We start from the raw sequence: 14,997 nt of genomic DNA, 5'->3' as shown, positions 1-14,997 counted from the left end.
GCCGTGGAGCAGGCCGGGCGGACCTGGACCTGGCGTGAGCTGGCCTCGCGCGCGAGAAGGCTCGCGTCGAGGCTGCGGGAGCAGGGACTCCGGCCGGGAGAGCCCGTGGCGCTCTGCCTCCGTGCGTCGCCGGAGAAGCTGGCCGCGCTATGGGGCGTGCTGGAGGCAGGCGGCGCGCCGGTGGCGCTCGGGCCCACGGACCTGGACTCGCTGGCCGTCTATGCCGTGGAAGGCAGTGTCGTGCCCCGGCTCGTCACCTGGCGCGGGCTCTTCACTTCGGCACGCCTGGAGTCCTCACGCGTCCTGCACGTCGAAGAGGTGCTGGGAGACGCGTCGCCGTTGACGGTGGCGGAGGCGCTGCCGCTTCCCTCGCCGGAGTCCCTAGCGTGGCTCCTGCCCATGGGTGCGGGCCAGCCCGCGTGGGCACTGAGTCACACGTCGCTCACGGGCTTCTTCGCGGGCCTGGATGCGCGGCTGCGTCCGGCGCCGGGCACTACGTGGCTCGCCGCCTCCGAACCCGCTCCCGAGAAGCCCGAACTGGAAGCCCTCTGGGCCCTGTCGCGCGGCCTGCGCGTGCTGTTCCCCTCCGAGGCCACCGCATCGCGCCGGGGTTCCTCGGACGAGGCGGCATCGCGTCCGCTTCAGCTCAGCCTGTCGTACTTCGCCAATGACGAGGACTCGCTCACCGGGCCCAAGTACGAGCTGCTGATGGAGGGTGCGAAGTTCGCGGACGCGCACGGCTTCTCGGCCATCTGGACGCCCGAGCGGCACTTCCACTCGTTCGGCGGCATCTACCCGCAGCCCGCTGTGGTCTCCGCCGCGCTCGCGTCCGTCACGAAGCACCTGCGCCTGCGCTCCGGCAGCGTCGTGTTGCCGCTGCATGATCCGCTGCTCGTCGCGGAGCAGTGGGCGGTGGTGGACAACCTGTCGCAGGGCCGCGTCGACGTATCGGTGGCCACGGGCTGGCACGTGCAGGACTTCATCTTCGCGCCCGGGAACTACGCCGACCGGCGCAACATCCTGCTGCGCCACCTGGAGACGCTGCGAGGCCTGTGGCGGGGAGACCGGCTGCGGCGTCCGGGCGGCAACGGCGTCACCGTGGAGGTGGGCCTGCGCCCGAAGCCGGTGCAGCGCGAGCTGCCCGTGTGGCTCACCGCCACCGCGAACCCGGAGACATTCCGGCTCGCGGGCGAGCTGGGCGCAGGCGTGCTCACGGGCCTCTTCGCCCACTCGCTGGAGGAGCTGAAGCCGAAGGTGGCCCTCTACCGCGAGGCGTGGCGCCGCAACGGACACCCCGGCCGGGGCCACATCACCTGCATGCTGCACACGTACCTGGGTGACGACGAGGCGGAGGTCCTCCGGCAGGTGCGCAAGCCGCTGCTGGCGTACTTCCGGAGCTCGGCGGACATCACCACGTCGCTGCTCGCCGCGCAGGGGTATCAGGGGGAGATCGCCAAGGTGTCCCGAGAGGACATCGACGCGCTGTTGGAGCACACCTTCGAGCACCACGCGAAGGGCACCGGCCTCATCGGCACGGTGGAGAGCGGCATCCAGCGGCTGCGCGAGGTGCGGGCCTCGGATGTGGACGAGGTGACGTGCCTCATCGACTTCGGCCTGGAGACGCCGGTCGTCCTGGAAGGACTCCAGCGACTGGCCAGGGCCCGCGAGGCCGTGGCCTCCGATGCGGCGGCACACTCGCGGCGCGTGCGCGGCGAGCAGGAGACGGATGCGGAGGAGTTGCTGTCCCTGGCGAAGCAGTCGGGCGCGGTGCTGGTGAACACCACGGCACGGCTGGCCCGCGCGTTGACGGACCTCCCGGGAGCGCGCGAGGCCCTGGCCCCGGTAGGGGCATGGGTCCTGGAGAACGCGTCCGCGGAGCTGGCGTCGGCGCTCCAGCGCACGGCGGGCGGCGACGTGCTGCTCGCTGGGGAGGCCCGGGATGGCGGCCTGCTGCCGCGTGCACCGGAGGAGAAGCTGCCTCCGGGCCTGGACGTCTGGGTGCTGGACGCGGCCGGTGCGCCCGTGCCCGCGGGCGTCGTCGGAGAGCTGGCCCTGTCGGGCGCGGGTCTGCCCGCCGCCCTTTGGAGGGCGACGGGTGAGGCGCCGCACAGGTTGGTGCCCCATCCGCTGAGTGGCTCCGAGAGCCTCTACCGCACCGGCCGGCCCGTGCGCCTGCGCGCCGATGGCCGTGTCGAGGCCGTGAACCTCCCTGCCTTCAAGCTGCCCGCACCGCGCCCCGCGTCTCCTGCCGCCCCGAGCTCTCCGGCCGCGACCGTGCACGCGGAGACTCCCAGCGCCTCCGGTGCGCTCCAGACGATCCCGCGTGCGCCGCGCGACCGGCCGTTGCCGCTGTCGTTCGCGCAGCAGCGCCTCTGGTACCTCCAGGAGCTGGAGCCGGAGAGCACCGCCTACAACAACGCGATCATCTTCCGGCTCACGGGGGCGCTGGATGTCACCGCGCTCCAGACGGCGCTCCACTCGCTCGTGGAACGCCATGAGGTCCTGCGCACCACGTACGCCCTGGGTGACACCGGCGCCGTGCAGGTCATCCACGCGACCTGCCCCCTGCCCCTGGAGACGGAGGATGTTCCCGGCGACACGGCCGAGGCACGCGAGGCCGCCATGCTTCACCGCTGCCAGGCGTACACCGCCACGCCCTTCCACCTGGACACGGGCCCCGTGGCCCGCGCGCTGCTGCTGCGGCTGGCTCCGGACACGCACGTCCTCCACCTGCTCCTGCACCACGTCGTCTCCGACGCCTGGTGCGCCCTGGTGCTCAGCCGCGAGCTTCCGGTCCTCTACGCCTGCGCCAGCGCGGGTGTTCCCTCCGTCCTGCCGCCCCTGCCGGTGCAGTACGCCGACTACGCCGTGTGGCAGCGCACGTGGCTGACCGGGCCGGTGCTGGAGGAACAGGCCCGCTGGTGGAAGGACCTGATCCAGGGCACGCCGCCGCTGGAGCTGCCCACCGACCATCCCCGCCCCGCAGCGCAGTCCTACGCGGGCGCCGCGCACGCCTTCCACCTGCCTCGCGAGCTGTCCGAGCCGCTCCTCTCGTTGGGCCGCCGTGAAGGCGCCACGTCCTTCATGGTCCTGATGGCGCTGTTCCAGGTGCTGCTCTCCCGCACCTCCGGACAGGACGACTTCGCGGTGGGCACGCCCATCGCGGGCCGCTCTCGCCCCGAGGTGGAAGGCCTGCTGGGCTGCTTCGTCAACACGCTCGCCTTCCGCGCGAGGCTCCATGGGGCTCCGGGCTTCCGGGAGCTCCTCTCGCGCGTGAAGCAGCAGGCCCTGGGCGGCTACGCGCGCCAGGACATGCCCTTCGAGCAGTTGGTGGACGTGCTCCAGGTGCCTCGCGACCTGAGCCGCACGCCGGTGTTCCAGACGGTCCTCAACGTCATCAACGTGCCCGAGGCCCAGACGACTGGAGGCGCCGGGCTCCAGATTGGCGGCGTGGACGTGCCGGTGACGACGTCCAAGTTCGACCTGAGCCTGGAGGTCTGGGAGCAGCGCGACGGCCTGCGCTGCCGCCTGGAGTACGCCACCGCCCTCTTCGACGCCGCGACCCTGGAGCGAATGGCGGAGCACCTGACAGTGCTGGTGAAGGCGGTCGTCGCCGCACCGGACGCACCGGTCTCCACCCTGTCGCTGCTCACGCCGGCCGCGCGCGAACAGGTGCTGCGCGGCTGGAACGACACGCGCGTGGACTTCCCCACCGGCGCCACGCTCCACCACCTCTTCGAGTCCCAGGCCGAACGAACGCCGGAGGCCATTGCGCTCCAGTTCGAGGACCAGCGCCTCACGTACGCGCAGCTCGAAGCCCGGGCCAACCAGCTCGCGCACCACCTGCGTGCGCGCGGCGCGGGTCCGGAGACCCTGGTGGGCGTCTGCATGGAACGCTCGCTGGAGATGATGGTTGCCCTCCTGGGCGTCCTGAAGTCCGGCGCGGCCTACGTCCCGTTGGATCCGGCCACGCCCTCGGAACGGCTCGCAGGAATGCTGGAGGACACCGCCGCGCCCGTGCTCCTCGTGCAAGAGCGCCTCCGCGCCGCGCTGCCTCCGCATGCCGCTCACGTCATCGCGCGAGATGCCCACGAAGGCATCAGCACCGCGCTGCATTCGCATGCCGCGCACGTCATCGCGCGAGATGCCCACGAAGGCATCAGCACCGCGCTGCATTCGCATGCCCGGCACGGCATCGCTCGGGATGCGACGAGAGACGTCCACGCCGCCGCGCATGTCATCGCGCTCGACACCCAGTGGGAGGCCATCGCGCGCGAGCCCACCGTCCGGCCTCCGCCGCTCGCCGGTGAGGACTCCCTCGCCTACGTCATCTTCACGTCTGGCAGCACGGGCCGTCCCAAGGGCGCGATGAACGCGCACGCGGGCGTCGTCAACCGCCTGCGCTGGATGCAGGGCCGCTACGGCCTGACGCCGTCGGACACGGTGCTGCAGAAGACGCCGTTCAGCTTCGACGTGTCCGTCTGGGAGTTCTTCTGGCCCCTGATGACGGGCGCGCGGCTGGTGCTCGCGCGGCCCGGCGGGCATCAGGAGCCGGACTACCTGGTGGCACTCATGGCGCGCGAGGACGTAACGACCACGCACTTCGTGCCGTCCATGTTGCGCGCCTTCGTGGAGGAGCCCGGCCTGGAGTCCCTGACGCGCCTGCGCCAGGTGATGTGCAGCGGCGAAGCCCTGCCCGTGGACCTGGTGCTCCGTGCCCAGTCGCGCCTGCCGCGCACCACGCTGCACAACCTCTACGGCCCCACCGAGGCCGCCGTGGACGTGACGTCCTGGGAGTGCCCGCGCGACGAAGCCCTGCGAGTCGTTCCCATTGGCCGGCCCGTGGCCAACACGCGCATGCACGTCCTGGATGCTCACGGCCAACCGGTGCCAGTGGGCATCCCGGGTGAGCTCTTCATCGGCGGCGTACAGGTGGGCCGGGGCTACTGGCGCCGCCCCTCGCTCACCGCCGAGCGCTTCATCCCCGACGGCTTCAGCGACACGCCCGGCGCCCGCCTGTACCGCACGGGCGACATCGCCCGGTGGCGCATGGACGGCACGCTGGAGTACCTGGGCCGCGCGGACTTCCAGGTGAAGCTGCGCGGCTTCCGCATCGAACTGGGCGACATCGAAGCCGCGGTCCAGTCCTGGCCCGGCGTGCGTGACACCGTGGCCGTCGTCCGCCAGGAAGGCACGGGAGGACCGCGCCTCGTCGCCTATGTTCGTGTCGACGAGGGGACGCTCGACGTGGCCGGACTGCGCACGTTCCTGCACTCGCGGCTGCCCGAGTACATGGTGCCCTCCGCCATCGTCCGCCTGGAGGCGCTGCCCCTCACCTCCAGCGGCAAGGTGGACCGCAAGGCCCTGCCCGCGCCGGACGCGCCCACCGCCGGACGCGCGGAGCCCATCGCCCCGCGCGACGACACCGAGCGCGCCCTGGCGGAGATCTTCGCGCAGGTGCTCGGCATCGCGCGGGTCGGCGTGCGGGACAGCTTCTTCGAGCTGGGCGGACACTCGCTGCTCGCGACCCAGGTGGCCGCGCGCGTGCGGGCGCGCCTGGGCCAGGAGGTGCCGCTGCGCACGCTGTTCGAAGCCCCCACCGTGGAGGCGCTGGCCCGGCGCATCGCTCCGTCCGGCTCCGTGGCGCCCGCACAGGCCGAGCCTCCGAAGGCCGATCCCACCGGCCTCACGCCGTTGACCCGTGGCGTGCGGCCCGCCGTGCTGCCGCTGTCGTTCGCGCAGCAGCGGCTGTGGTTCATCCATCAACTGGGCACCGCGGACACCGCCTACAACATGCCGTTCTCGCTCCGGCTGGAAGGCACGCTGGACCCTGTCGCGCTCCAGCGGAGCTTCGACCGGCTGGTGCGCCGGCATGAAGTCCTGCGCACCACGTTCCGCGAATACGAAGGGGCCCCGGAGCAGGTCATCCACGCTCCCAGTCCGCTGCCCCTGCGACAGGTGGACCTCACCGGCATCCCGGACCTGGAGCAGCGCCGCGCCGAAGCCACCAGGCTCGCCCACGCAGAGGCGCGCACCCCGTTCGACCTGGAGCAGGGTCCCCTCCTCCGGGCCCTGCTGCTGAAGCTGTCGTCCTCGGAGCACGTGCTGGTGCTGAACCTGCACCACATCATCTCCGACGGTTGGTCCACCGGCGTCCTGGTGCGCGAGATGGGCACGCTCTACGCCGCGCTCTCCCAGAACCTCCCCTCCCCGCTGCCCGAACTGCCGGTGCAGTACGCCGACCACGCGCTGTGGCAGCGCGACTGGTTGCAGGGCGCGGTGCTGGACGCGCAGCTCGGCTACTGGCGGCGGCAGCTGGAAGGCGCGCCGTCGCACCTGGAGTTGCCCACGGACCATCCGCGTCCGGCCCGGCAGACCTTCCAGGGCGCCCTGCTGCCCTTCACCCTCCCGCGGGCCTCCAGCGAAGCCCTGGAGGCACTGGCGAAGCGCGAGGGCGCCACGCCGTACATGGTGCTGCTGGCCGCGTTCCAGGTGCTGCTCGGCCGCTATGCCGGCCAGGACGACGTGCTGGTGGGCTCGCCCATCGCGGGCCGCCGCCACGCCGAGTCCGAAGCCCTCATCGGCTACTTCGCCAACACCGTCGTCCTGCGCACCCGGCTACTCGACGACGACACCTTCGTCTCGCTGCTTTCGCGCGTGCGGGACACCACCCTGGGCGCCTACGAGCACCAGGACCTCCCGTTCGAGAAGCTCGTCGAGGCGCTGCACCCCGCGCGCGACGCGTCCCGCACGCCGTTCTTCCAGGTCACCTTCACGCTGCAGAACGCGCCGCTGCCACCGCTGGCCCTACCCGGCCTGACGCTCCAACCGATGAACGCCGACCCGGGCGCCATCCGCTTCGACCTGGAGCTGCTGCTGCACCGCGCCCCCGAGGGCTTCACGGGAGGCCTCAACTTCAACACCGCCCTGTTCACGCCCGGCACGGTGGCCGGAATGGCCCGGCACCTGAACGTGCTGCTCGAAGCCGCGGTGGCGTCGCCAGGGACGCCGCTCACGCACCTGCCGCTGCTGACTCCCGAGGAGCGGCACCACGTACTCGCCACCTGGAACGACACCGCGACGGAGTATCCGCGTGACGCCTCCGTGCCCGCGCTGTTCGCGGAGCAGGCCGCGCGCACGCCAGACGCCATCGCCGTGAAGATGCCCGCGAGTCCGGGGTCCTTCCCATCGGTGGACACGGCGCCGGGTGCTGCGCGTGAGCTCACGTATGGCGAACTGGAGCGCCGCTCGAACCAGCTCGCGCACCATCTGCGCCGGCTGGGCGTGCGGCCCGGGGACCGCGTGGGGCTGTGCATGGAACGTTCGCCGGAGCTCGTCACCGGCATGCTCGGCATCCTCAAGGCGGGCGCGGCCTACGTCCCCGTGGAGGCGAAGGCCCCGGCGGACCGCACGGCCTGGGTGCTCCAGGAGGCGGGCATCAGCGTGCTCGTCACGCAGGCAGCCCTGGCGGATGAACTGCCGGCGGTGACCGGGCTGTTCGTGCTGCTGGACGCGGAAGCGGACCTGATCGCGAAGCAGCCGGTCACGCCGCTGGACGTGCGGGTGCCCGCGGAGGCGCTGGCCTACGTGATGTTCACGTCGGGCAGCACCGGCCGTCCCAAGGGTGTCTGCGTGCCGCACCGGGGCATCGTGCGCCTCGTCCGGGGCAATGGCTTCATCGCCTTCGGTCCGGAGCAGGTCTTCCTCCAGGCCGCGCCGGTCGCGTTCGACGCCTCCATGCTGGAGCTCTGGGGCGCGCTGCTGCACGGCGCGAAGCTGGTGCTCGCACCGCCGCATGCGCTCTCACTGTCGGAGCTGGGCACGCTGCTCGCCATGGAGGGCGTCACCACGCTGTGGCTCACCGCCGCCCTCTTCGAGCAGATGGTCCTTCACGAAGGCGCGCCGGTCGCGGGCGTGCGGCAGGTGCTGGCAGGCGGGGACGTGCTGCCCGTGCCTCGCGTGCGGGAACACCTGTCGCGGATGGCGCCGGACGCCGTGCTCGTCAACGGGTACGGCCCCACGGAGAACACCACCTTCTCCACCACGCACACGCTGCGCGCGGGGGACACCGTGGAGCGCTCGGTGCCCATCGGCCGGCCGCTGGCGAACTCCACCGCGTGGGTGTTGGACAAGCACCTTCAGCCCCTGCCGCCGGGGCTCCCTGGCGAGCTGTACGTCGGTGGTGACGGTCTGGCCTGGGGCTACCTCCAGCGGCCGGACCTCACCGCCGAGCGGTTCATCCCCCATCCCCACTCCGCCATGCCGGGCGCCCGCCTGTACCGCACGGGCGACCGGGCCCGCTGGCGCGACGACGGCACGCTGGAGTTCCTGGGCCGCACCGACTTCCAGCTCAAGCTGCGCGGCTTCCGCATCGAGCCCGGAGAAGTGGAGGCCGTGCTGCGCCAGGCCCCGGATGTTCGCGAGGCCGTGGTGCTCGCGCGCGAGGACGTCCCCGGTGAGAAGCGGCTCGTGGCCTACGTGGTCCTCGACGGAGACAGCGCCAGCACCGACCGGGTGAAGGCGCACGCGCAGCGGCAGCTCCCGGACTACATGGTGCCGTCCGCCTGGGTGGCGCTGCCGTCCCTGCCGCTGTCACCGAACGGCAAGGTGGACCGCAGGGCCCTGCCCGTGCCCGAAGCGCCCCGGTCCACCGAGTCCACAAGCGAAGCCCCACGCAACGCCGTGGAGACACAGCTCGCGGCCATCTGGGCGGAGGTGCTGCACCTGGACGCCGTGGGCATCCACGATGACTTCTTCGACCTGGGAGGCCATTCGCTCCTGGCCACCCAGGTGGTGTCGCGCATCCGCTCGGCGCTGGGCGTGGAGCTGCCCCTGGGTGAGCTGTTCAACGCGCCCACGGTGGCCGCGCTCGCCCGGCACATGGGCGCCACCACGAACCACCGCGAGCACGTGCCGTCCCTCACCCGAGTCCCGAGGCCCCCGCTGCTGCCGCTGTCGTTCGCGCAGCAGCGGCTGTGGTTCATCGACCAGCTCGAACCGGGCAGCGCCCTCTACAACATGCCCGTCGCCCTGCGGCTCCTCGGCGCACTGGACGAGGCCGCGCTGAAGGGAAGCCTGGACGCGTTGATGGCGCGGCACGAATCCCTGCGCACCACCTTCCGCACGGAGGCGGGCCAGCCGGTCCAGCACATCCACACGCAGGCCACCGTGCCGCTGGAGCGCGTGGACCTGACCACGCAGGAGGACACCGAAGCCCGGCTGCGCGAAGCGGAGCGCCTGGTGACAGCGGAGTCCCAGCGGCCGTTCGACCTGGAGCGTGGCCCCGTCATCCGCGCCCTGCTACTCAGGCTCGCGGCCGAGGAGCACGTGCTGGTGCTGCACCTCCACCACATCGTCTCCGATGGCTGGTCGCTGGGCGTGATGGTGCGCGAGCTCACCGCCCTCTACGCGGCCCTGCGTGAAGGCCGTCCGCCCGCGCTCCCGGAGCTGCCGGTGCAGTACGCAGACTTCGCGCTCTGGCAGCGAGCCTGGCTCCAGGGAGAGGCACTGGAGGCGCAGCTGGCATGGTGGGCCCAGCAGCTCGAAGGAGCGCCCCGGGCGCTGGAGCTTCCCACCGACAAGCCCCGTCCCGCCGTCTCCACCCAGCGCGGAGACACGGTGCCGGTGCACCTGCCCCGGGCCCTGTCCGAGCGTGTGGAGGCCCTGGCGAAGCAGGAGGGCGCCACGCCCTTCATGGTGCTGCTCGCGGCCTTCCAGACGGTGTTGCACCGCTACTCCGGCCAGGACGACGTGCTGGTGGGCACGCCCATCGCGAACCGTCGCCACGCGGAGACCGAAGGCCTCATCGGCTTCTTCGTCAACACGCTGGTGCTGCGTGGAAGCTTCGGCGCCCGGACGACGTTCCGGGAGCTGCTGGCCCAGGTGCGCGCCACGACGCTGGGCGCCTACGAGCACCAGGACGTCCCCTTCGAGCGGCTGGTGGAGTCCCTGCAAACGTCGCGTGACCTGGGCCGCATGCCGCTGTTCCAGGTGATGTTCGCGCTCCAGAACGCGCCGGTGCCGGAGCTGTCACTGCCCGGCCTCACCGTGCGCCCCGCGGCCCTCGCGGAGCGCACCACGTCGCAGTTCGACCTGAGCCTGGACCTGGACCGCCGTGAGGACGGCTTCCGGGGCAAGCTCGAATACGCCACGGACCTCTTCGAGCGCCCCACCATGGCGCGGCTGCTCACCCACCTGCGGGTGCTGCTGGAGGCGGTGCTCACGAATCCGGATGGACCACTGTCCGGACTGTCCCTCGTTTCGGAGGAGGAACGGCGACAGCTCCTGGGCGACCTGGCCGGGGGCGTGTCGTCCTTCGAAGGTGACGGCACGCTGCACGGCCACTTCGAGGCCCAGGTGGCGCGGACCCCGGACGCGGACGCCCTGGTGTTCGGGGAGACGACGCTGTCCTTCCAGCAGCTCAACGCGCGGGCCAACCAGCTTGCCTGGCAACTGCGGTCGCTGGGGGTGGGCCCGGAGGTGACGGTGGGCCTGTGCCTGGAGCGCTCGGTGGAGGCCATCGTCGCGCTGCTCGCGGTGAACAAGGCCGGGGGCGCCTTCGTGCCGCTGGACCCGGCCGCGCCCGCCGCGCGCAAGTCGTTCGTCCTCAAAGACTCTGGCGCGTCCGTGCTGGTGACCACGCGGGCCCTACTGGAGGCGTGGCGCCCGGACGTGCCCCACCTGGTGCGGATGGACGAAAAACTTGTCCGACTGTCCGACAGGTTCTCGGAGGACGCCCCGGCGGCGGAGGAAGCCCCGGAACCTGTCCAACTGTCCGACAGGTTCTCGGGCAACCCGCCGCCGACGACGGAGGATGGCTCGGAACCTGTCCGACTGTCCGACAGGTTTTTGGAAACCGCCCCGGCGGCGGCGGGCAACTCGGAACCTGTCCGACTGTCGGACAGGTTTTCGGAAACCGCCCCGGCGGCGGGCGGCTCGGAACCTGTCCGACTGTCCGACAGGTTTTTGGAAACCGCCCCGGCGGCGGCGGGCGACTCGGAGCCTGTCCGACTGTCCGACAGGTTTTTGGAAACCGCCCCGGCGGCGGCGGGCGGCTCGGAACCTGTCCGACTGTCCGACAGGTTTTTGGAAACCGCCCCGGCGGCGGCGGGCGACTCGGAACCTGTCCGACTGTCGGACAGGTTTTCGGAGGCCGCCCCGGCGGCGGCGGGCGACTCGGAACCTGTCCGACTGTCGGACAGGTTTTCGGAGGCCGCCCCGGCGGCGGCGGGCGGCTCGGAACCTGTCCGACTGTCCGACAGGTTTTTGGACAACCTGCCGCCGGCGGCGGTGCCGGGGAACCTCGCCTACGTCATCTACACGTCTGGCTCCACCGGCACGCCCAAGGGCGTGATGGTGCGCCACCGTTCGGTGCTCCACCTGCGCCATGCGCTCTTGCGGACCGTGTACGAGGGACAGCCGCCGGGGCTCAGGGTCGGCGTCAACGCTCCGTTGTTCTTCGACGCGTCCGTGTACCAGCTCCTCTGGATCATCGATGGCCACTGCGTGTGCCTGGTCCCGGGGGACCTCCGGCTGGAGCCGGAGCGGATGCTCACGTGGCTGGAGCAGACGCGGGTGGACACACTGGACGTCACGCCCGCGCAGCTGAAGCTCCTGCTGGACGCGGGGATGTTGGAGCGCCCCCGACTGCCGTCACTGCTGCTGGTGGGCGGCGAGGCCCTGGACGAGGTGCTCTGGCGGCGGCTCGCCGCGACCCGGCGCACGCGGGCCTTCAATACCTACGGCCCCACCGAATGCACCGTGGCGACCACCGCATGGGAGCTGGAGGAAACGTCCCCCGCGCTGCCCGTCATCGGCCGGCCGTTCGACAACCTGCGCGCGTACCTGCTCGATGAACGGCAGGAACTGGTGCCCTTCGGCTTGCCCGGAGAGCTGTGCTTCTCCGGTGAGGGCGTCGCGCGCGGCTACCTGGGCCGGCCGCACCTGACCGCCGAGCGCTTCATGCCGGACCCGTTCGGCACGGAGCCTGGAGCGCGCCTGTACCGCACGGGCGACAAGGCCCGGTGGCGCGAGGACGGGACGCTGGAGTTCATGGGCCGCCTGGACTTCCAGGTGAAGCTGCGCGGCTATCGCATCGAGCTGGGGGAGGTCGAGTCCACGCTGCGCGCCCATCCCAGCGTCCGGGACGCGGTGGCCCTGGTGCGCGAGGACGTTCCGGGCGACTCGCGGCTCGTGGCCTACGTCACGCCGAACGTCGACACCGCCCCACTGCACGAGCACCTGCGAAGGCACCTGCCCGATTACATGGTGCCTGCCGCCCTCCTCGCCCTGCCCGTCCTGCCCCTGACGCCGAACGGCAAGGTGGACCGCAAGTCCCTGCCCGCGCCGGACGCATCGTCGCGCTCGGCACGGGGCTTCGAGCCTCCCGCGACTCCCACCGAGGAGCGCCTCACCGCCATCTGGGAGGAGCTGCTCCGCGTGTCCGGCGTGGGCCGTCACGACAACTTCTTCGAGCTGGGCGGGCACTCGCTGCTGGCCACGCAGGTAGTGTCGCGCGTGCGCGCCCACTTCGGCGTGGAGCTGCGCGTCCGGGCCCTCTTCGAAACACCGACCGTGGCGGGCCTCGCCCAGCGGTTGGCGGACGCCGCGCCCACGCCCGCGCTGCCGCCGCTGACGCGGACCCAGGGGGACGGACTCGCGCCCCTGTCCTTCGCGCAGCAGCGGCTGTGGTTCATCGACCAGCTGGAGCCGGGCAGCACGCTCTACAACATGCCCTTCGCGCTGCGGCTGTCCGGAGCGCTGGACGTCCCGGCCCTCCAGCGGGCCTTCGACGCGCTGGTGCAGCGGCACGAACCCCTGCGCACGACGTTCGAGACACATGACGGAACGCCACGTCAGCGCATCCATCCCGCGCCCACGGGAATGCTGCGCACGGAGGACCTGGAGGCCCTGCCCGCGAACGCGCGTGAAGCCGAGGTCTGGCGCCGGGTGGACGCGGATGCGCTGCGTCCCTTCGACCTGGGCACGGGTCCCCTCGCTCGTTTCACACTGCTGCGGCTGGACTCGATGGAGCACGTGCTCCTGCTGTGCACGCATCACACCGTCTCCGACGGCTGGTCCTTCGGGGTGCTCGTGCGCGAGCTGGTGGCGCTCTACGAAGCCTTCCGCCAGGGCCAGCCGTCGCCACTGCCGGAGCTGCCCGTGCAGTACGCGGACTTCTCCCGGTGGCAGGCCTCGTGGCTGGAAGGCCAGGTGCTGGAGGGACAGCTCGACTGGTGGAAGCGCCAGCTCGAAGGGGCACCGCATGCGCTGGCGCTGCCCACGGACCGGCCCCGTCCGGTCCGCCGCTCCGCGCAGGGAGCACGGTGGCCCGTCCACCTGACGCCGGCCTCGAGTGACGCGGTGGAAGCACTGGCGAAGCGGGAAGGCGCCACGCCCTTCATGGTGCTCATGGCCGCGTTCCAGCTGCTGCTGTCGCGGTACGCCGGACAGGACGACGTGCTGGTGGGCACGCCCATCGCGAACCGCCGTCACGCGGAGACCGAAGGCCTCATCGGCTTCTTCGTCAACACGCTGGTCCTCCGCGCCCGCTTCACCGCGGACACGTCGTTCCGGAAGGTCCTCGCGCAGGTGCGCACGACCACGCTCGGCGCGTACGAACACCAGGACCTCCCCTTCGAGCGACTGGTGGACGCGCTCCAGCCCGAGCGCGACCTGGGCCGCACCCCGCTCTTTCAGGCCCTCTTCGCGCTGCACAACACACCGGAGCCGGAGGTCGCCCTCCCGGGTCTGACGCTGAAGGCCGTGGAAGTCACTCCCACGGCGGCGAAGTTCGATCTGGACCTGGCCCTCACCCGGCAGCCCGACGGCTTCCAGGGTGCGCTCACGTACAGCACGGACCTCTTCGACGCCGCCACGGTCCAGCGGCTGATGGAGCGCTGGAGCACGCTGCTGGAGACCGTCCTCGCCGCGCCCGACGCGCCCCTGGACCAGCGGACGCTGCTGACGGACGAGGAGCTTCGCCGGATGCATATCCCGCATGCACCGGCCTCCCGTACCTCCGAAAGCACGGAGGTCGCCCCACGCGACGACCTGGAGCGGGAGCTGGTGGCGCTCTGGGAGGAGCTGCTGGGCGTCCGCCCCATTGGCGTGACACGTCCGTTCTTCGACCTGGGCGGCCACTCCCTGCTCGCCGTGAAGCTGATGGCCCGCATCCGGGAGCGCTTCCAGCGCGAGCTGCCCCTTGCCGCCCTCTTCCAGGCGCCCACGGTGGAGACGCTGGCCCGGCTGCTGCGCCAGGCGCCCGCGGTCTTCTCCCCGCTCGTGCCCATCCAGCGCGAGGGCTCGCGGCGGCCCTTCTTCTGCGTCCACCCGGTGGGCGGCAACGTGCTCGCGTACGCGGCGTTGGCGAAGCAGTTGGGCCCGGATCAGCCCTTCTACGGGCTCCAGTCCCAGGGGCTCGATGGGAGCCGTCCGCCGCTCGACACGGTGGAGGCGATGGCGGCGCTCTACGTGTCCGCCGTGCGCACCGTGCAGCCCCACGGCCCCTACCGGCTGGGCGGCTGGTCCATGGGAGGCCTGGTGGCCTTCGAGATGGCCCGTCAGCTCCAGGCCCGGGGCGAGACCGTGGAGCTCGTGGCGCTCATCGATGCCAGCCCGGCGACGGATGACCGCGTGCCGCTCGACGTGGACGACGCAGACCAGGTGGCCGCGCTGTTCGAGCTCGACCAGGGCCAGCTCGCGACGCCGGAAGCGGCCACGGCGGCAGGACGTACGCTCCTGCACGTCTTCACCCGCAACCTGCGCGCCCTGAAGCACCACCGCCCTGGAACGTTCACCGGCCGCGTCCTCCTGCTCCAGGCGGGCGACGACCCGACGCGCGGAGATGACGGCTGGAGCGCGCACGTCCAGGGCGAGCTGACGCGCGAGGTGCTCCCCGGCACGCACTACTCGCTGCTGCGCGCGCCCCACGTCCAGCGGCTCGTGGAGCGGTTGACGGAGGCGCTCCAGGGCATGGCGCGGGACGCGTCCCGGTAG

1 protein-coding gene (cut by a window edge) is annotated in these 14,997 nt (G+C 71.8%); it reads left to right on the top strand.

The window, feature by feature from the left end; all coding sequences use genetic code 11:
- A protein-coding gene (locus tag D7X30_RS10575) for a non-ribosomal peptide synthase/polyketide synthase (RefSeq protein ID WP_233591505.1) crosses the window boundary here: on the top strand, nt 1-14,997 show its final stretch. 18,006 nt of this gene lie to the left of the window's left edge; the window shows 14,997 of its 33,003 coding nt (coding positions 18,007-33,003); the start codon falls outside the window, past its left edge; it ends in the stop codon at nt 14,995-14,997.

It is taken from the genome of Corallococcus sp. AB011P (genome assembly GCF_003611605.1).
GTDB lineage: Bacteria > Myxococcota > Myxococcia > Myxococcales > Myxococcaceae > Corallococcus > Corallococcus coralloides.
This window is presented reverse-complemented; position numbering and strand designations above follow the sequence as displayed.